The sequence below is a fragment of the Xanthomonas dyei genome, assembly GCF_002939865.1.
In the GTDB taxonomy this organism is placed as follows: domain Bacteria; phylum Pseudomonadota; class Gammaproteobacteria; order Xanthomonadales; family Xanthomonadaceae; genus Xanthomonas; species Xanthomonas dyei.
Genome location: NZ_MDEE01000033.1, coordinates 38,637 through 56,383, shown reverse-complemented (window position 1 = coordinate 56,383; position 17,747 = coordinate 38,637). Strand labels below are relative to the sequence as shown.

The following is a 17,747-nucleotide window of genomic DNA, read 5'->3' as shown; positions in this document are numbered from 1 at the left end:
AGCGTCGCCGAACGTCAGTTGCATGGATGATTCCTCAACACGAGGCGAGTAGTGTCGCGCACCTGCCGTGCTTTGTTCAGAGGTTCCTTAGCCAAACACGTTATCACTCAGACCGCGCCGCAATATTGGAACGCGGATGCGACCGAGCCAACAATGCGCCAGCCCGGTCAAGATAATTTTACCGTTAATCTCTAACCTTTATAACCATTATTTTTTAATATGTCTTTGTATGCAGCATAAAGCTTGGGATCTCGCTTAGTAGACATCTTGACATCGTCGGGAAGACCTCGCGGATACTTAGCGTAGAGCTGGCCTGCGCTTGCACTAAGTGCAGTGTCATCTCTCAGCACAACACCAGGCGTTCGATCCTCGCGAGGCACATCATGAACAGTGGGCTCCTCCGGCGAGAATCTTACATTTAAAAGCTCTCCAGGCCGACGACGGCGACTGCTCAAGTGCTGAAGACCGGCGAACTGAGCAGACGGCGGCAGATTAGGTGGTTGTCTCTGCTGCGGCGGCGAGCTTTCTGGATTGCTTTCATTGGAGTAGTGATAGCTACTGCTTGAGGCGCCACGAATCGGACTTGTCATGTAAAAAATCTCCACGATAAAGGCTTATTGCAACGCCAAGGAGAAATACAATTTGTATCTCAGCGTGACGCCGCGGCGCCAATGCTCCTCTCAGTTTAGATTCACAGCCTTTTGCACCGAGAATGTTTGGTGCTAGAAGCGAAGTTTACAGATGAGTGCGTCACCTTGAGTGCAGGTGATATTGCACTCTTTGCAAATGGTGGCGACCGCAAAGATTGTGCCGCCCGGCACCGGCATGTCGTTGGCAACCGGCTAGCTACTGCCCAAGGCCACGCTGACACGTCGCGATGGCGACCCACACCGTCAACGGGTAAAGCAGTTCGCCACATCCCCTGAACTGGAAAGCGCGTTGTGCGCCTTCATTGTCGCTTCTGCAACAACGGCGTTTCGGCGACGACTGGCAGCAGCAGCGTGCCGTCGCCAGCAACTCTGCATTGGCGCATTTGGCTCTGCGCGTACGAAGTCGCCTCTGCGTGTGAAGTGAATCCTGCCGTCGGCAATCTGTGCTGCCGTAACGTGATACCACCACTTTTAGACACAAGAATTTCTGCACAGCATTCATCGCCAAGCCAAACAACGTGCGCAGTTAAAACGTATTCGCCCCATAAGCGAACCATTGCATCATCCATGTGCATCTCCGGAAGGGCTTTCATCAAGTCGGACCGCTTGAGCAACGCGGCGCTAAAGCTACTGATCGGGATCATTATCTCAGATAGGACCCATCGCACGCTTGATGCAAATCAAGTGCAATTCCTACTCCGCGTGTAAGGCTTATCTGACAGACAACACAATTTATTCGTTGTAGCGTTCCGATCTAAGGATGTCAGGTCATCTCGCGTTGCCAGGACGGCGACGGCTCGATCACAGGGAGTGAGGCACCGACACCTCAACGGAAGCCGCCGGTTCTAGACCGGCGGCTTTTTTTGTTGCCTATGTCTTGTGGGGCCTACAGTTCACGCTGGTATAGCCGATAACGGCCAATTTCCCACGAGCAGCTGTCCAACCGCGATGCTGATCACTTGCTCTTTTTTTTGCGCCCACCAACAACAATTTGCATGTTGCTCTGATCGATCGGTGCAGTTGTGGAAATCACAGAGCCGATTTCGTTGCCGCTGAACGACAACACTGGGCTGGCACTCTCTGTAGAAGGCGATGCATCTGCAAGCAAGCCCAGCGCCTCAAGCGCCTTGCTGCGTGCAACTGGCGACGCTTTATTAAACGCCGACAGCAGACGCAGATCGGCAGGATCCAACTGCGCCCGATGTCCCGTGAGTACGTACATGACATCGACGCCTCGATCGAGGGCAGCCAGTAGATACGCTCCGCCCGGCAGATTGATGTCTTTCTCGAAGTTCAGTTGCGCGTAGCGCGTGAGGCCGAGTTGCACAGCCATCTCGTCCTGCGTCAGGCCAAGCCGCTTGCGCTCATCCTTCAGGCGTTTCCCTACGGTCATACAGGCTTTTCCTTACTTGACAATGTTGAGTTAAGTCCACAAAATTCCCAAAAGTAGACGGAACCGCCACATGCCCCGTAAGAGTCAAATGCAGCAGTTCACGACCCGCAGCCCGGATCAGGCGCGACAGTGGCTTGAAGCGAACGGCATCACGGTCTCGGCATTCGCCCGGCAGAACGGCGTGGATCGGTCGGTCGTGCATGACTTGCTCCGTGGCCGCTCTCAAGGCAAATACGGCGAGTCGCATAAAGCGGCAGTCGCATTGGGTCTCAAGGCACCACCCAATAGTGCCACACAAATCCCAACCGCCAAGAGCTCAAGGGGGTGAGCATGTTCGGTCGAAAAAAAATTGTTTTCCGCTGCGAGGCTTGCAGCGCAAGACTCATCAAACGCACCAGCTTCCTCGCGCATAAGTTCCTTCGGCATGACTCCTATGTCTGCGAGAACCCGATGTGTGGTGCGACGTACACCGGTCATTCGGAGTTGACCGGCATTGCCAGCCCAAGCGGCGTGCCCACCTCGCACAGCGAGCTTCCACCGACCCCTGCGTATGAGCGCGCCCAGGCGCTGCAGGCCTACCGCGAGTCGCTCGGCGACCGCCAGCTGGATCTGATTCCCGTCGGCGGCGAGTCGTTCTTCCCTCACATCTGAGCCATCCCTAATGCGAAAGACCCTTGATTGGGCGGCATTGCCGCCCACGGCGAAGCTTTGCCTGGAAGTTGCCCTCATCCATGGCGGACTGGTGAAGACCGAACACGGCTACATCGGCCGCACTGCCGCGCCGGAGACGGCGCAACGCTTTGGTGCGCTCGCTGTGTCCACCCTCATGCGCGAGGGCCTCGCAACGTCTGACAGCGTGGATAAGCGCCTTGTTGTGCTGACCGAATCCGCCACCGCGCTGCCCCCTCTCCAACACGCAAACAGGGAGGTCGGCTCGTGATACACGCCAACAGCTGGTTCACCGCACAAGAGCCGCGCTTCGTGGATGCGGCAAGTAATGTCCCGCAGCGCCTCGCGCCGCACGCCAAGCATGAAGAAGCACGCCTGCTCGCTGCTGCCGTTGACGCACACCGTCGTGCAGGCGGCGCTTATGTCGTGATCGACAACGCCACCTCTGTGCCCGCGTCTGCGCGCCCGCTCGGCGTCTAAGGAAGTTCGATGCAAGAGGATCTGCGACAACAGGTGCTATCCCGTCTGGAACGGGATTACGGACTCAAGCACCGTAGCGGCACCGAGTACATGCGCGGCGGCAAGTGCCCGTCATGCAGCAAGAAAGAGCTCTACACCCACCATCTAAAGCCATGGGTGGTGAAGTGCGGCCGGCAATCCAAGTGCGGGCGCGAATTGCACGTCAAGGATCTGTACGACGACCTGTTCGACGACTGGTCCAAGCGCTTCCAGCCCACGGCAGCTGCACCCAATGCTGCGGCCGATGCATATCTGCAGTTCTCTCGTGGTTTCGACCTGGCGCCGCTGAAAGGTCTCTACACCCAGGACAGCCACTACGATCGCAAGATAAGCGCCGGTACCGCGACGGTGCGCTTTCCGCTGGTCAAGGGTGGCTGGTGGGAGCGCCTGATCGATCGTCCGCACCGCTTCGGCAAGCAGAAGGCGCGCTTTGCGCCAGGCCAGAGCTATGCGGGCGTGTGGTGGGCGGCGCCGGCATCGCTGACCGCGATGCAGACGGCGCGCGAAGTGTGGATCGTGGAAGGCATCTTCGATGCGATCGCGCTCCTGCAGCACGGCATGTGCGCGGTGTCGGCCATGTCCTCCAACGCATTCCCAGAAGAATCGCTGCGCGAGCTTGCCAAGGCCCGCATGGCCGATCTTCCGACGCTCGTCTGGGCACTGGACAACGAGCCGGGCGCCCGCGCGTATACCCATAAGCACATCAAGCGCGCAGCGGCGCTGGGCTTCGACTCGCGGGCCGCCCAGATCGTCCAGCGCGACAGCAGAAAGACCGACTGGAACGACCTGCATCTGCGTGCGATCGCGTCGGATGATTCCAAGCAGTGGGACAACGACCTCAAGGAGGCCCGCTACCAGGGCGACCTGCTTGTGGCCCGTTCGGCGGTGGACAAGGGCCTGCTGATGTTCGAGCACGACGGCCGTAACGACTTCTGGCTGGAGTACCGCTCGCGCCTGTACTGGTTTGACTTCGACACCCAGCGCTTCCACAAGCTGCGCAAGGAGAAGCTGGGCGACCTCGATGCCGACGACGGCGACGAGGTGGCGGCCGAGGATCTGAGGAAGATCAAACGTGCTGCGTGCTCCGTCCAGAAAATCGCCAACTGCTATCCGGAAGCGCTGTATTTCCAGCGTCAGGAGGTCACCGACGAAAGCTGGTACTACTTCCGCGTCGACTTCCCACACGACGGCCCCAGCGTAAAGGGCACCTTTACCGGTGGTCATGTCGCTAGCGCCTCCGAGTTCAAAAAACGCCTGATCTCCCTGGCCGCTGGCGCCATGTTCACCGGTACCGGCCACCAGCTGGACCGCCTGATCGAAGAGCAGACCGAAGCGATCAAGACGGTGGATGCCATCGACTTCGTGGGCTACAGCAAAGAGCACCGCGCCTACCTGCTCGGCGATATGGCTGTGCGCGATGGCGAGCTGGTGACAGCGAACGAAGAGGACTACTTCGAGTTCGACAAGCTGCGCTTGAAGACCACGCAAAAATCCATCCGCTTGGAGATCCAACGCGACGCTGAGGCATTCCGCGCGGATTGGCTGCCGTGGCTGTGGCAGTGCTTCGGCACGCACGGCATGGTCGCAATGACGTTCTGGTTTGGCTCGCTGTTCGCCGAGCAGATCCGCGCCGGACACAAGAGCTTTCCGTTCCTCGAAGCCACCGGTGAAGCCGGCGCCGGCAAGACCACGCTGCTGACGTTCCTGTGGAAGCTGTTGGGCCGCTCCGACTACGAGGGCTTCGACCCGGCCAAGTCGTCCAAGGCCGGCCGTGCACGCGCCATGGGCCAGGTATCCGGCATGCCCGTCGTCCTGCTAGAAGCCGATCGCAGCGAGCCAGACAAGGCGCATTCCAAGACGTTCGAGTGGGATGAGCTGAAGGACTTCTTCGGCGGCGGCACGCTGGCAACACGCGGTGTGCGCAATGGCGGCAACGAGACCTACGAGCCGCCGTTTCGCGGCACGATCGTCATCACCCAGAACGCAGCGGTGGATGCCAGCGAGGCGATCCTCACGCGCATCGTGAAGCTGCATTTCAAGCGGCCGCTGGTTACGACCGAGAGCCGCATCGCGGCCGACAACCTCAATGCGCTGCAGGTCGAAGAAGTCAGCCACTTCCTCGTGCGTGCCATTCGCCAAGAACGCGCGATCCTCGATCTGTTCGCCGAGCGGGTGAAGGTCTTCGAGGCCAAGCTGCGCGCGCAGCAGCATCTGCGCCTTGAACGCGTCATCAAGAACCACGCCCAGATGCTGGCGCTGTTCGACTGCCTGCGCCTGGTCATCAACATCCCTGACGACATGGTCGAGCAGACGCGGCTCGCGCTGTTGGACATGGCCCTGGAACGGCAGAAGGCGATCAGCGCCGACCACGCGATGGTCAACGAGTTCTGGGAGGTCTACGAATACCTCGAAGCCACCGGCCACGGTAAAGCCGTCGTCAACCACAGCCGCGACGCGCAGCGCATCGCGATCAACCTCAATCACTTCGCTGCGCGGGCCGCGCAGTTCAGTCAGTCCGTGCCCGATCTCAAGGTGCTGCGTGCGCTGCTCGGTGACTCGCGCCGGCACAAGTTCATTGGCGCGAACGTGGCCGTCAACAGCGCCGTCCTTAAGGACGAAATGACAGGCGTCGGCACTACCGTGAAGTGCTGGGTGTTCGCCAAATGAGCGCGCCTGTACATGTGGGAAATTTTGAGAAATTTTCGTTGACTTCTACCCAGGAGCGGAGCGACCATTACCGCGTCGCCGCAAAATCGGCGACCGGGATTGGCGTCCCGACTTCTCAAGGCGCAACAGCGCCCATCGATCGATGCTCGGCGCTTTTTTATCGCCCGGCGCTCGTTCGGGCGCGTGCCTGCCAGTTCTACGGCGGGCGGTGCGTGGGGGCCGCAAGGTCCGCCGGTTCCTTGAGTCCGGTACGCCAACCCGCACCGTCCGCCACCCCGATTGGCGTCGGGGGGGCGGATTCCAATGAACTCAAGGAATCCACCATGTCCTACGACGCTCAAGAAGCGCCGGCTAATGCCGCGCGCCAGATCGCCCATTTCTTCGGCCTGATCGCCGACACCCTCGACTGGAATCACACCGCCTGGCTCGCCCTGCAGGCCAAGCTGCAGGCCATTGGCAAAGCGCCCGAGGCGCTGACGCTGGCCGATGTCGAGGCCGCTATTTCCAGCATCAATGCCGACCTGGCTGAGGTGCGCCAGTGAGCCGACGCAATATGCACAAGGCGCTGCGTGTCGCCCCCGGCGTCTATCTATCGCTGCAGATCCGTACCACCGACGTACTGGCCGAACTGTACGCAGATGGCCTGAATGATCGCGCGCCGGTCATGTTCGCCTGCAGCGCAATTGAAGATCCGACCCAACTGTTCCTTGTCGATGACGGCACTGGCCTGGTCATCGGCTCGTTGCACGTGGTCATGCAGGAAGCCGAAGCCGCCGCGCTGCAGGAATGGGTGATCGAGCGCATGCCGGCGTTGGAGGTGGCTTGATGGACGCCGCTCACCCGAATACACAGCTGCCGGAAGACGCTGATTACGCGATCAGCGAAGAAGAACAGTACCGGCTCTGGCGTGCCTACCACGCTGCCGCATTGCTTGCCGCGCTGACGAATGATGTCGCGATCGAAGCAGGCATCAACCACGACGGGCCGGCAGCCGTTGCCGACTACATCCGCCATGAACTGCTGGATGTCCTCAGCGGCGCGCAGCGTCTGCGCGAGCCTGATCCCAGCAATCCGCCATCTGGCGCCGACCTGATCTAACCCCGTTTCAGCGGGCCGGCGGGCGGTGCTGTAACACCGCCCCAAGGCCCTCCACCAACGCAACTTTGGAGAGTCGATATGCAACAGCAAACTGGAACATGTCCAGCCACGGCAGCACGTCTGTTGGCTTTGGGCACCGGACCTAGCGCGGAGGCTAGCACGCCGCCCGTGGTCGCCTACGATCGCAGCATGGGCGACTGCTCATCGACGATCACCATGCACGTCACGCATGGTGCGGTCGTGGTCACTGCCACTCTGAACATGGGACCGCTTCGCCAGGTGCGTCAGTCCTGGGAGCGGCGTCGCGGCACCGGCACCGGCTGGAAGCTCATCGACGGCCCCCGCCTGTGGACCACGGCAGAAGACCGCATCAGCACGGAGTTGGCCGAGTTCATGGACGGCCTGGACTTCCCGTTCGACCTGGCCAACATGCTGCCGCGCAGGCCGACTGCAGCTGCTGCGGCTGCCGTAGCGCAGGCCGCAAGGGAGGTGGCACATGGTTGAGTTGCTCGCGTTGGCAATGATCCTGTCGCCGGCGGCCGGCGGCGCGCTGGTCTACAAGCTGTGGACGTCACGCCGCCCGCGCCTCACCCAGACCGGCCTGGCTGTTGGTCAGGTGCCACAGCGCCTGCGTCGCCGTACCCGCATGGCTGTGCGTCGGGGGGCTGCACATGGCTGAGTCCGTCATCCTTCTCGGCCCGCAGGGCAGCGGCAAATCTCTCAACGCGAAGGCTCTACGTCAGGAGCTCGGCCTGCAGGAGGTCATCGAGCTTGAGGATCTCTTGTTCACTTTCCGCGCTGATCGCCTGGAGCCTGTCGGGCAGCTGATCCTGACTTGCGACGAACAGCAGGCGCGGACCTGGTCGGTTCGCTGGGGCCTGCGCGTCATCCGTGTCGAGGAAGCACGCGCCCAGCGCGGCGCCGCGTGGAGGACGCAGCCATGAACCTGCAGCGCACGATCGAGGTTGCTCGCGCCGCCGCGCGGATGGGAGGGCCTGGCCCTTTATCCACCGGGGAGGCACTGACCGCCGCTCTGGTGCTGAATCGTGCCGATTGGCTGGCCAAGATGGACTACACCATCGCCGAGGCACTGGATCGTATCGACTCCGATACCCTGCAGCATCTGCAGGAAGCCGAGCGCGTGCTGCGCGCGGAGGCACCGTGACGCAGCGTCAGGTCGACCACGACACTCCTCTGCCACCCTGCACGAACGGCCACGTGGCTCGCCACATGCTCGATGCCCGCCGCCCTGAGGCAGGCGGCGGGCACTTCATCGAGTGCGCGTGTGGGCGGACGCAGAAGCACCCCAGCTTCGAGTTGGCCATGACCGAATGGCGGCGTGCTCATCGCATCCGTGCGCCTCGTCAGCCGCAATCCTCCCCGCAGAACGTCGTGCAGCTCGGCTTGCGCTTCAAAGGCACGCACCGACGATGATCGCAACCGTAAAGATGGAAGCGTTGCGCATGGTCTGTGATGCGCGCCGCCGGCAGCAGCTGGGGCAGCTGCTATGACGGGGCGAATACTGCATTTTGCCGATCTGCAGCGGATCTGCTCACCGGACGGCCCCGCGCCACGTCTCACGGCTGTCTGCCGCTGGGCGGACCGCGAGGGCATCCGGTACTGCTATGACCGTAAGGGCCGGATCTGGACAACGATTGATGCCGTCAACGCCGCGCTCGGCATCACCGAGCCTGCGGTCAACCACGAAAATGCCATGGAGCTCATCTGATGGGACGCGGTAGAAAAAGGAAGTTCAACCCAAATATGCCGGCACATATCGACCAAAAGGCCCTGCCGCAGGGTATCTATTGGGAGGATGGCCGCTGGTACGTCATCGAGGCACACCCCGAAGGAGGCCGTTCAAGAAAGAGGACGGTTGCACACAAGCATTCGCGCCTCTCGGAACTCCATGCGATTGTGGAATGTTCACGGGGCGAGGTCGAAAGAGGCACCCTGGCCTTCTTGAATGAGCGCTTCCACGGATCCACCGAGTTCAAGACGCTCGCGCCTGGCACTCAGAAGGACTACAAGCAAAGCGGCCAAGCAGCCTGCGCCTATGTGCTGAAAGACGGCAGCCAGCTTGGGCGAATGCAAGTGGCCCGGATCAATGTGCCGGCAATGCAGCGCTTGGTGGAGACGCTCGCAGCAGGGCGTGAGGCCACTGCTATGCAGCCCGCAATCGAGCCGCGCCCAAGCAAGGCCAACCACGTACTTCGCTACCTTCGCCGCCTATTTGGTTGGGGAATCCGCTTTGGGTTGTGCGAACACAACCCAGCCAAGGGCGTACGCCAGGCGAAGGAAGTGGCGGCTCACACGATGCCGGAGCAGGATGCCTTCACCGCGATATTGCGGTTTGCACAACAGCGCGCCACCTTCGAGGCGCACACCAAGGGCAGCGTCTCGCCATATCTGCATGCGGTGATGGTCCTGGCCTACAACCTGCGGTTGCGCGGGGCTGAAGTGACCGATCTCACTGACGCGCATGCCGGCGAGCAGGGCATCTTGGCGACGCGGCGAAAGGGCTCGCGCGACAATGTCACGATCTGGAACGGAGAACTGCGCAGCGCATGGGCGTGGCTGATTGAGTACCGTAGGCGGACGATGGCTGCGCACGAGCGGCCCATCCCTCTTAAGCCGGAGCAGCGCCGACTGGTCGTCAGCCAATCGGGCACGCCGTTGACGAAGTCAGCACTCGATAGCGCGTGGCAACGCATGATCAGGCTCGCCATTCGGGAAGGCGTGATCGAAGAAGCCCAGAGGTTCAGCCTCCACGGATTGAAGCACCGTGGCATCACCGACACGGAAGGCACTCTGGCTGACAAGCAAGAAGCTGCCGGCCATAAAACGCAGCAAATGACCCGGCGTTATTCGCACGACGTGCCAGTCGTAAAGCCGCCTCGCCGGACCTCGTAGAGCGGGCGCCGCTCTGATCACTTGGCCATGGAAGAGCGTTCCTGGCCAGTATTTTCCCGGCAATTTTCCCGGAAGCACAAAAAAAGCGCCTAAGGCGCCGTCTAAGTTGCTGATTCTAATGGTGGGCCGTGATGGATTCGAACCATCGACCAAAAGATTAAAAGTCTTCTGCTCTACCGACTGAGCTAACGGCCCACTGACCCGACTGCGCGTCGGGGTGCGCATTCTACCCTACACAGGCGTCAAGACGAAATCGTGTAATGCGTGGGGTCCTGAACGCCGGCGTCGGCAAAGCCGGCGGCGCGCAGCCGGCAGGCGTCGCAGTGGCCGCAGGCACGTCCGTCGGCGTCGGCGCGGTAGCAGGACACGGTGAGGCCGAAGTCCACGCCCAGGCGTACGCCTTCGCGCACGATGTCCGCCTTGCTGAGGAACTGCAGCGGTGCGTGGACGCGCAGGCCTGCGCCTTCCACGCCGGCCTTGGTGGCCAGGTTGGCCAGTATTTCGAAGGCGCGCACGAATTCGGGGCGGCAGTCCGGATAGCCGGAGTAGTCCACCGCATTGACACCGCAGAACAGGTCGTTGGCGCCGACCACTTCGGCCCAGCCGAGCGCCAGCGACAGCATGATGGTGTTGCGCGCGGGCACGTAGGTGACCGGGATGCCGTCGCCGCCGGCCTCCGGCACCTCGATGTCGTCGGTGAGCGCCGAGCCGCCGATGCTGCGCAGATCCACATCGACCACCTTGTGCGCGACGACGCCCTGCGCCGCGGCAACGCGTGCGGCCGCATCCAGTTCGGAGGTGTGGCGTTGACCGTAGCGCACGCTCAGCGCGTACACGGCAAAGCCCTGCTCCTGCGCGAGCGCAATGACAGCGGCGGAGTCCATGCCTCCGGATAACAGAACGACAGCTTTTTTCATTTCAGGACGGCATCGACAACGGAAGACGCAAAGGCTAGCAGGGTCGGCGCCGGGCCGCGATGCCGAGCGGTCTGTTCGGCACGCTCATCAACCGAGGCAACACAACGGAGGCGCTGGAGACTGCTTTGTAGCCGAGGTCAGAATGCAGACGCTAGTGCATCAAGAGCACGCCGCTGGCGATGGCCAATGACACCTCACACAGTTCCGGCGCAATCGCGTTTGATCGAGCCATCCGGCACGACGACCAGTCGCTCTATTCCTCGCGCTTAGCGGCCCGGCTCGTCGTCCCAGAGAATCTTGTGCAGCTGCATCTGGAAGCGCACCGGCAGGCGATCGGCCACGATCCAGTCGGCGAGCTGGCGCGGCGTGACTTCGCTCTTGCTGGGCGAAAACCATACCGTGCAACAACGGTCGAGCGCGTGCGTTGCGACGATCTCGCGCGACCATTCGTAATCGGCGCGGCTGCAGATCACGAACTTGATCTGGTCGCGTGCGGTCAGCAATGCCAGGTTGTCCCAGCGATTGCGCTGCTCTTCGCCGGAAGCGGGCGTCTTGATGTCGACCACACGCGAGACGCGGGCATCGACCTCGGAAACATCCAGTGCGCCGGAGGTTTCCAGCGACACGTCGAAACCCGCATCGCACAGCTTCTGCAGCAATACCAGGCAGCGCTTTTGCGCCAGCGGCTCACCGCCGGTCACGCAGACATGCCGCACACCATGGCTGGCGACCTCGGCCACGATCGCGTCGATGTCATGCCACTGGCCGCCGTGGAAGGCGTAAGCGGTATCGCAGTAGTTGCACCGCAACGGGCAGCCGGTCAGGCGCACGAACACGGTCGGCCAGCCAGCCGCTTCGGCTTCGCCTTGCAGGGACAGGAAAATTTCGGTGATCTTCAATCGCGGCAACGGCGACTGGACGATCTCGCTGGGGACGGCGGCGGCGTTCATGGGCAAAGTATGCGCCGCGCCAACAGGCGACGACGCGCGGGCTCAGCGCAGTTGCTGGCCGAGACGGATGGACTGCAGGCGTTCCTGGGCGACACGTGCTGCGTCCGAGCCCTGGTACTGCGAGACGACCTGCTGCAAGGTTTGCTGGGCTTCGTTGTTCTTGCCTTCGCCGTACTGCGACAGGCCGAGCTTCAGCAGACCGCCAGCGGCCTTGTCATGCGTGGGATAGCGGCTGACGAGATCGCGGAACTGCGCCTCGGCAAGCTGGAAATTACGGGTGGCGTAATAACTCTCACCCAGCCAATACAGCGCATTGGGGGTGTAGACACCATTGGGATAAAGCTCGAGAAAACTCAAAAACAGCTGCGACGCGTCGTCGTATTTGCCGTTCTTCAATGCATCGAACGCGACGTTGTAGGCAGTGCGCTCATCGTTGCTGACAGCCATGGTCCCTGCATCGCCATGGACGGACGGCGGCTTCTCGGAAGTGGCCGCCGCTGCAGGCCGCGCGGACGGAGCCGGGGCTGGGGGGACGCTGCCGGTGGCAGAAGGCAGCGGAGGCGTTGCGCCACCTGCACCTTCCAACCGGTTCAGACGCCCGTCCAGGTCCAGATACTGGTCCTTGGACTGTTGCTTGAGTTGCTCGTTGTCGTGCTGCAGCTGTTCAACGGTCGCACGCAAGCCCTGCAGGTCCGAACGCGCCTGCTGCAACTGGTTGAGAAGATCGTTGTTGGCCTGACTGTTGGCCTGCTGCTGCTCGAGCACCGCCACACGATCAGCGAGACTGGCTCGCTGGGCGTATGCCGGCGCGGCGACCACAAGGGCCGCCGCGACGAACAGAGATGTCACTCGAAAGCGCATCGTTTCTTACTGAGCCGTGTACACGATTTCAACGCGACGGTTCTGCGACCAGCAGCTTTCGCTGGTTTCGGTGCAGACCGGACGCTCTTCACCGTAGCTGACGACGGTCAGCTGGCTGGCCGAACCACCGGCAGCCTGCAGCGACGACGACACAGCGTTGCCGCGGCGCTCGCCCAGGCCCATGTTGTACTCGCGCGAACCGCGCTCGTCAGCATTGCCCTGCAGGGTGATGCGCGAGGACGGACGGTCGCGCAGGTACTTGGCATGGCACGCCATGATGGCCTGGAATTCCGGCTTCAGGGAGTCCTGATCCAGATCGAAGTAGACAACGCGCTGGCGCAGGCAAGCATCGGTATCCAGGTCGCCCGGGCCGTACAGGCCAGAGGTGGCCGGGCCGGTGGGAACGGAGGAACCGGCGGTGGTATCGGTTGCGGGAGGCGGAGTTTCCTTCACCTTCTTCGAGCAACCAGCCAGCACGGCAACGGACAACAGGGAGACAAGCAAGACGCGGGTGGACTTGTTCATGGGATACCTATGGAGGCTCTGGGCCAATGAGTGGTTTAACGCAGCGAAATATTAACATTAATGCGCGGTTCGGTAAGGCCCCCAAGCGGGTTCTCTCACATCACCATCGGCCAGAACCAGACGCTGGCGGACCCGAGCGTCGGCGGACACGGCGTAAAGCACGCCCCGGCCACCCTCACGTGCGGCGTACAGCACCATGCTGGCGTTGGGCGCAAAGCTCGGGGATTCGTCCAGCGAACCCGGCGAGAGCGTGCTCCAGCTGGGCGAACCCAGGCTGCGATCCATCATGGCGATGCGGTAGCTGTTGCCGCTGCCCTGTGCCACGGCGATCTTCTTGCCGTCGAACGACACGCTGGCAGTCGCGTTGTAATTGCCCTGGAAGGTGACGCGATTGGCGCTGCCGCCGCTGGCTGCCACCTGATAGATCTGCGGGCGACCGCCGCGATCGGAGGTGAAATAGATGCTGCCGCCATCCGGCGCCCAGGTCGGCTCGGTATCGATGCCGAAGTGGTTGGTCAGCTGGGTCAGCTGCTTGCTGCCCAGATCCATCACGTAGATCTCCGGGTTGCCGCTGCGCGACAACGCCAGCGCCAGGCGACGGCCATCCGGCGAAAACGACGGTGCACCGTTGATGCCGCGGAAGCTAGAGACCAGCTCACGTGCGCCGGTGGCGATGTCCTGGAGGTAGATCGAGGAATTGCCACGCTCGAAGCTCACGTAGGCCAGCTTCTTGCCGTCCGGGCTCCAGTTCGGCGACAGCAGCGGCTCGGCCGAGCGCACGATGGTCTGCGGGTTGTAGCCATCCGAATCGGCCACCATCAGCGCGTAGCGCATGGCGCCACCCTTACCGCTGGCGGTCACGTAGGCGATACGGGTCCAGAACGCGCCGCGCACGCCGGTGATTTTTTCGTAGATCGCATCGGCCATCTGGTGCGACACGTCGCGCATCGCATTGGCGCGCGCGGTCATCGCCAGACCGAGCATGCGCTCGCCCTTGGCCACGTCGAACAGTTCGTACTCGACGCGATACGCGCCCTCGCCCGCATCCATCACGCGGCCGACGACGATGTAGTTCTGCTTGAGCGTGCGCCAGGTCTGGAATTGCACCTCGGTGCCGCGGGTCGGCTTTTCGACGATCTGCGCCACCGGCAACGTGCGGAACTGTCCGGAACGATCCAGGTCGGCGCCGACGACGGCAGACACGTCGGTCTGCGGTGCAGTGCCGGAGCCCTGGTAGGGCATGGGGACGACGGTGATCGGCGTCGCCGAGGCGCTACCGCCCACGATGTCGATGGTGAGCCCTTGCTGTTGCGCGAGTGCGCTCAGCGGCAACAACAGGGCGGTCAAGGCAGCTAGCCAACGCAGCGGTTTTTTCATGGACGGCTCGGATCGGGCAGGAAAAGTGTGCAAGGGATACCAATCAGCGAGTGAACATACTCGCAATCATGAACGAGACAACGTGAAAATGGAGCGAGCGGTCTAACGGCGAGGCAACTCCGGCAAGCCTGACGCCGGTCGGGCGCTACCGAGCCGCAATCCACGCCGGCAAGACATGAGACGACAACGCATAGACCAGGTTGTCATCAGACGCCTCATACCCCGGCGCAGCGCTCGCAAGCTGCCGCACCACGATCCACCGCCGCGCTCACTGATCCTGCGCGGTGAATACGAAGGTCAGATTGCGCTGGAACACCGATTCGAACCCGCGATACGGCAGCGGCTGTGCGCTCAACACCGCAGCCTCGATCGAGCGCTGGCCGGCCTCGTCGTACGGGCAACCCGGCGCGACCTTGGCCTCCATCACGCTGCCACCGGGCAACTGACGGATGTTGATGGTGCACTTTTGCCCCGGCGGCACCGATGGCGGGCGCACCCACTGGGACAGCACTTTTTGCTGGATCGCAGCAGCGTACTTGGCCGCCAGGTCGGTGCTGGTGCCGCCCTGCCCTGCAGTCGGCTGCGCACTGGTCGCTGCCGCGGCAGAGGCCTGCTGTGCGCGCGCAGCCGCAACCTGGCGCAGCTTCTGCTCGGCCAGCGCGGCCTCCTTGGTGGCCTGCTCACGCTGGCGGCGGATGTCGGCGATCTTCTTCTGGCGCTCGGCGTCGGCAGCCTGCTCGGCAGCGGCCTGCTTCTTCTTGGCGTCGGCCTCTTCCTGCTGCTTGGCCAGGCGAAGCTTCTGCTCGGCCTCTTCCTGACGCTTACGCTCGGTCAGGTCGATCTGCTCCTGGCGACGCTTGGCTTCCTGCTCCTGCTTGGCCTTCTCTTCTGAAATGGCTAACGCATCGACCTTGTCCTGGTCGACCTTGTCCGGCTGGGCAACGCGTTCCTGCGCCTGTGCCTGCTGCTGCGTGGGCGCATCTTGTGGCCGCGGCTCGGGAATCGGCTGCGGCGGCGGCACGCTGTCTTCCGGGGCTGGCTCGGGCAATGGCGCCGGCGGCGGCGGCGGCGGTGCTTCCAACGGCGTGGCCTTCAGCGCCTGACGGGCCACGCGCGCCTCGGCGGCAGAGACGTCCAGCGAGGCTTCCATGCTGGGGTCGCCCGCCGCCGGTTCGACCGAGCGTTCGGGCGACCACAGCCAGCCGGCGATGAACACCAGCGCGACCAGAATATGCACGACCAAGGCCAGCATGACCGGTCGCAACCAGCCATCCTCGCGCGCGCCCTGGGTGGGGAGTGCGTCAGCGTGCATCGCTGCCTGCAGTGCCGCCGGAGTCGGAGATCAGGCCGACCTTCTCGACCTTGGCCTGCTTGAGCACGTCGATGGCGTCCATGATCTTTTGGTACGGCGCGGCGCGATCTCCGGCCACCACGACGCGTGCGTCCTTGTCCTGCGCCACGATGGCGGCCAGCTGCGCCTGCAGCGCATCGACGTCCATGGCCTGCGGCTTGCCTTTGGGCAGCTGCAATGCCAGTTGGCCATCGGCGGCGACCACCACCACGATCGGGTCCTGCTTGCTTTCCAGCGCTTTGGCGCGCGAGCTCGGCAGGGTGACGTCGGTGCTCAGGGTCAACAGCGGCGCGGTCACCATGAAGATGATCAGCAGCACCAGCATCACGTCGATGTATGGCACGACGTTGATGTCGGATTTGAGCTTGCGCTTCTTACGGCGGGAAATACCGGAAATCATCGCGAAACGTTCCTCATTAATCCCTCGCACCCACGTGTGCGCTCTGTCGCCAGTGGCTCGCCTGTCCAAGCGACGCAGACCGGCGCATGCACATTGGCGCTGGACGTATCCAGCCGCTGCGCTGCGCAGGCGTCTGCAACGCGCGCGCGCAGGCCAGAGAGCTTGCGAGAGAGGCGCATTACTCGTCCGCGCCAGCCTGGCGCTGCAGGATGGAGCTGAACTCGTCGGCGAAGGTTTCGTAGCGCACCGACAGCCGTTCCACGCGGGTGGTGAAGCGGTTGTAGGCCCACACCGCCGGGATCGCCACGAACAGGCCGATGGCGGTGGCGAACAAGGCTTCGGAAATACCCGGTGCCACGGCGGCGATACCGGCCTGCTCGCCGCTGCTGACCATGTCGTGCATGGTCACCATGATGCCGAACACGGTACCGACCAGGCCGACGTACGGCGCGGTGGAGCCGATGTTGGCCAGCAATTCGAGATTGCGCTCCAGCTGATCGACCTCACGGGTGAAGGCGGTCCGCATGGCGCGCTGTGCGCCTTCGAGCTGCACGCGCGCATCCAGGCGGCGGCGATCGCGTAGCCGCGAAAATTCGCGGAACCCGCTTTCGAACATCGATTCCAGACCGCCGACGCTGCGGTTGCGGTCGGTTGCCGAAGCGTAGAGCTTGGCAAGATCGGCACCGGACCAGAAGCGGTTTTCGAACTCGTCCGCCTCGCGGTTGGCCTGCTTGAACGCACGCGCCTTGCGGAAAATGATCACCCAACTGATGAACGAGCCGATCAGCAGCAACAGCACGATGATCTTCACCGGGATGCTGGCGCGCAGGATCAGATCAACATAGTTGATGCTGCTGTTATGCGCCGCCGTGGCGGTTTGCGCCGCGGCCGCGGTGACTTCCTGCGGTAGTGCTTCCACTACCGTGTCCTGCAGGGCCAGGAGCAATGCAATCGACATCCGTTCGTTCCTCAGTCATCTGATTCTGGGGTTTCTAAAGCTTTCAACACGTCATACAGCGCATCGTCCATGCCGCGCGGGCGGAAGTCGCTGGTGCCGAGTGCGGCGATGCGCACCTCGGCAGTCAACAGCACCTCGCCTTCGCGACGGACCGACTGCGCAAACAGCAGGCTGGCCCGTTTGCATTTCAGCAATACCGCCGACACAGACAGCGCGTCGTCGAGCCGGGCCGGCTTGAGGAAATCCAGTTGCATCGAGCGAACCGCAAACACCAGACCGTGGTCCTGGCGCATCAGATCCTGCCCGTAACCGGCCGCGCGCATCCACTCGGTACGCGCGCGCTCCATGAAAGCAACGTAGCGCGCGTGGTAGACCACCCCGCCGGCGTCGGTATCTTCCCAGTAGACGCGTGTCGGCCAACTGAATACAGGCGGGGAATCGGGAGACGGGAATGGGGAATCGGCGGTCATGGGGACGGATTGTTGATCGAGACGGCCCG

The 17,747-nt window shown here is 62.7% G+C and carries 25 protein-coding genes and 1 tRNA gene; 14 read left to right on the top strand and 12 right to left on the bottom strand.

Annotated features, from left to right (window positions below):
* Positions 1-949: 949 nt before the first annotated feature.
* Positions 950-1,243 carry a hypothetical protein gene (locus XdyCFBP7245_RS23855; protein ID WP_146091692.1) on the bottom strand — a complete coding sequence of 98 codons (294 nt, stop codon included), beginning with the start codon at positions 1,241-1,243 and terminating at the stop codon, positions 950-952.
* A gap of 362 nt (positions 1,244-1,605) precedes the next feature.
* Complete coding sequence (locus XdyCFBP7245_RS17995) at positions 1,606-2,043, bottom strand: helix-turn-helix domain-containing protein (RefSeq protein ID WP_104616867.1); 438 nt, start codon at positions 2,041-2,043, stop codon at positions 1,606-1,608.
* Between the two features lie 70 nt (positions 2,044-2,113).
* Between XdyCFBP7245_RS17995 and XdyCFBP7245_RS17990 the strand changes: the two genes are divergently transcribed.
* The 14 genes from XdyCFBP7245_RS17990 to XdyCFBP7245_RS17920 all read left to right on the top strand — a co-directional run bounded on the left by XdyCFBP7245_RS17990 (position 2,114) and on the right by XdyCFBP7245_RS17920 (position 9,909).
* Positions 2,114-2,371, top strand: a complete 258-nt coding sequence (locus tag XdyCFBP7245_RS17990) for a DNA-binding protein (RefSeq protein WP_104616866.1) — start codon at positions 2,114-2,116, stop codon at positions 2,369-2,371.
* Between the two features lie 2 nt (positions 2,372-2,373).
* Positions 2,374-2,694 carry an ogr/Delta-like zinc finger family protein gene (locus XdyCFBP7245_RS17985; RefSeq protein ID WP_104616865.1) on the top strand — a complete coding sequence of 107 codons (321 nt, stop codon included), beginning with the start codon at positions 2,374-2,376 and terminating at the stop codon, positions 2,692-2,694.
* A gap of 10 nt (positions 2,695-2,704) precedes the next feature.
* Positions 2,705-2,983: a hypothetical protein gene (locus XdyCFBP7245_RS17980; RefSeq protein WP_104616864.1), complete on the top strand. Its 279-nt coding sequence runs from the start codon at positions 2,705-2,707 to the stop codon at positions 2,981-2,983.
* Positions 2,980-3,192, top strand: a complete 213-nt coding sequence (locus tag XdyCFBP7245_RS24810; RefSeq protein ID WP_104616863.1) for a hypothetical protein — start codon at positions 2,980-2,982, stop codon at positions 3,190-3,192. The genes XdyCFBP7245_RS17980 and XdyCFBP7245_RS24810 overlap by 4 nt, the downstream gene beginning before the upstream one ends.
* Positions 3,193-3,201: 9 nt before the next feature.
* Positions 3,202-5,898: a toprim domain-containing protein gene (locus XdyCFBP7245_RS17970; protein ID WP_170068703.1), complete on the top strand. Its 2,697-nt coding sequence runs from the start codon at positions 3,202-3,204 to the stop codon at positions 5,896-5,898.
* 323 nt (positions 5,899-6,221) lie between these two features.
* Positions 6,222-6,440, top strand: coding sequence for a hypothetical protein (locus XdyCFBP7245_RS17965; RefSeq protein WP_104567594.1), 219 nt, complete (start codon positions 6,222-6,224; stop codon positions 6,438-6,440).
* Entirely contained in the window at positions 6,437-6,724 is a 288-nt protein-coding gene (locus tag XdyCFBP7245_RS17960; protein WP_211287738.1) for a hypothetical protein, read from the top strand. The genes XdyCFBP7245_RS17965 and XdyCFBP7245_RS17960 overlap by 4 nt, the downstream gene beginning before the upstream one ends.
* Positions 6,724-6,996 carry a hypothetical protein gene (locus tag XdyCFBP7245_RS17955; RefSeq protein ID WP_104616862.1) on the top strand — a complete coding sequence of 91 codons (273 nt, stop codon included), beginning with the start codon at positions 6,724-6,726 and terminating at the stop codon, positions 6,994-6,996. The genes XdyCFBP7245_RS17960 and XdyCFBP7245_RS17955 overlap by 1 nt, the downstream gene beginning before the upstream one ends.
* A gap of 78 nt (positions 6,997-7,074) precedes the next feature.
* Positions 7,075-7,500: a hypothetical protein gene (locus XdyCFBP7245_RS17950; RefSeq protein ID WP_170068702.1), complete on the top strand. Its 426-nt coding sequence runs from the start codon at positions 7,075-7,077 to the stop codon at positions 7,498-7,500.
* A complete protein-coding gene (locus XdyCFBP7245_RS17945) occupies positions 7,493-7,675 on the top strand; it encodes a hypothetical protein (RefSeq protein ID WP_104616860.1) in 183 nt (60 codons plus the stop codon). Before XdyCFBP7245_RS17950 ends, XdyCFBP7245_RS17945 begins: the two co-directional genes overlap by 8 nt.
* Positions 7,668-7,940, top strand: a complete 273-nt coding sequence (locus XdyCFBP7245_RS17940; RefSeq protein ID WP_104616859.1) for a hypothetical protein — start codon at positions 7,668-7,670, stop codon at positions 7,938-7,940. Before XdyCFBP7245_RS17945 ends, XdyCFBP7245_RS17940 begins: the two co-directional genes overlap by 8 nt.
* Positions 7,937-8,161: a hypothetical protein gene (locus XdyCFBP7245_RS17935; RefSeq protein WP_104616858.1), complete on the top strand. Its 225-nt coding sequence runs from the start codon at positions 7,937-7,939 to the stop codon at positions 8,159-8,161. The genes XdyCFBP7245_RS17940 and XdyCFBP7245_RS17935 overlap by 4 nt, the downstream gene beginning before the upstream one ends.
* Before the next feature lie 342 nt (positions 8,162-8,503).
* The gene (locus tag XdyCFBP7245_RS17925; RefSeq protein WP_104616856.1) at positions 8,504-8,725 is read left to right on the top strand and encodes a hypothetical protein; all 222 of its coding nucleotides are present in this window, start codon (positions 8,504-8,506) and stop codon (positions 8,723-8,725) included.
* Positions 8,725-9,909 (top strand): site-specific integrase, encoded by a 1,185-nt coding sequence (locus tag XdyCFBP7245_RS17920; RefSeq protein WP_104616855.1) that lies wholly within the window; start codon positions 8,725-8,727, stop codon positions 9,907-9,909. The genes XdyCFBP7245_RS17925 and XdyCFBP7245_RS17920 overlap by 1 nt, the downstream gene beginning before the upstream one ends.
* Before the next feature lie 119 nt (positions 9,910-10,028).
* On the opposite strand, the gene XdyCFBP7245_RS17915 is transcribed toward XdyCFBP7245_RS17920, so the two are convergent.
* The 10 genes from XdyCFBP7245_RS17915 to ybgC form a co-directional block, all read right to left on the bottom strand.
* A tRNA-Lys gene (locus XdyCFBP7245_RS17915) sits at positions 10,029-10,104 on the bottom strand.
* A 47-nt stretch (positions 10,105-10,151) separates the two neighbouring features.
* Complete coding sequence (gene queC / locus XdyCFBP7245_RS17910; RefSeq protein ID WP_104616854.1) at positions 10,152-10,826, bottom strand: 7-cyano-7-deazaguanine synthase QueC; 675 nt, start codon at positions 10,824-10,826, stop codon at positions 10,152-10,154.
* A 266-nt stretch (positions 10,827-11,092) separates the two neighbouring features.
* Positions 11,093-11,776: a 7-carboxy-7-deazaguanine synthase QueE gene (gene queE, locus XdyCFBP7245_RS17905; RefSeq protein WP_104616853.1), complete on the bottom strand. Its 684-nt coding sequence runs from the start codon at positions 11,774-11,776 to the stop codon at positions 11,093-11,095.
* A 42-nt stretch (positions 11,777-11,818) separates the two neighbouring features.
* Entirely contained in the window at positions 11,819-12,637 is an 819-nt protein-coding gene (ybgF, locus tag XdyCFBP7245_RS17900; RefSeq protein WP_104616852.1) for a tol-pal system protein YbgF, read from the bottom strand.
* 6 nt (positions 12,638-12,643) lie between these two features.
* Positions 12,644-13,162, bottom strand: a complete 519-nt coding sequence (pal, locus tag XdyCFBP7245_RS17895) for a peptidoglycan-associated lipoprotein Pal (protein ID WP_039423449.1) — start codon at positions 13,160-13,162, stop codon at positions 12,644-12,646.
* A gap of 57 nt (positions 13,163-13,219) precedes the next feature.
* Positions 13,220-14,539 (bottom strand): Tol-Pal system beta propeller repeat protein TolB, encoded by a 1,320-nt coding sequence (tolB, locus tag XdyCFBP7245_RS17890; RefSeq protein WP_039423448.1) that lies wholly within the window; start codon positions 14,537-14,539, stop codon positions 13,220-13,222.
* Positions 14,540-14,807: 268 nt separating this feature from the next.
* Entirely contained in the window at positions 14,808-15,851 is a 1,044-nt protein-coding gene (tolA, locus tag XdyCFBP7245_RS17885; protein WP_104616851.1) for a cell envelope integrity protein TolA, read from the bottom strand.
* Positions 15,841-16,290, bottom strand: a complete 450-nt coding sequence (tolR, locus tag XdyCFBP7245_RS17880; RefSeq protein WP_104616850.1) for a protein TolR — start codon at positions 16,288-16,290, stop codon at positions 15,841-15,843. The genes tolA and tolR overlap by 11 nt, the downstream gene beginning before the upstream one ends.
* 178 nt (positions 16,291-16,468) lie before the next feature.
* Complete coding sequence (gene tolQ / locus XdyCFBP7245_RS17875) at positions 16,469-17,248, bottom strand: protein TolQ (RefSeq protein ID WP_104616849.1); 780 nt, start codon at positions 17,246-17,248, stop codon at positions 16,469-16,471.
* 11 nt (positions 17,249-17,259) lie between these two features.
* A complete protein-coding gene (ybgC, locus tag XdyCFBP7245_RS17870) occupies positions 17,260-17,718 on the bottom strand; it encodes a tol-pal system-associated acyl-CoA thioesterase (RefSeq protein ID WP_104616848.1) in 459 nt (152 codons plus the stop codon).
* Positions 17,719-17,747: the final 29 nt, after the last annotated feature.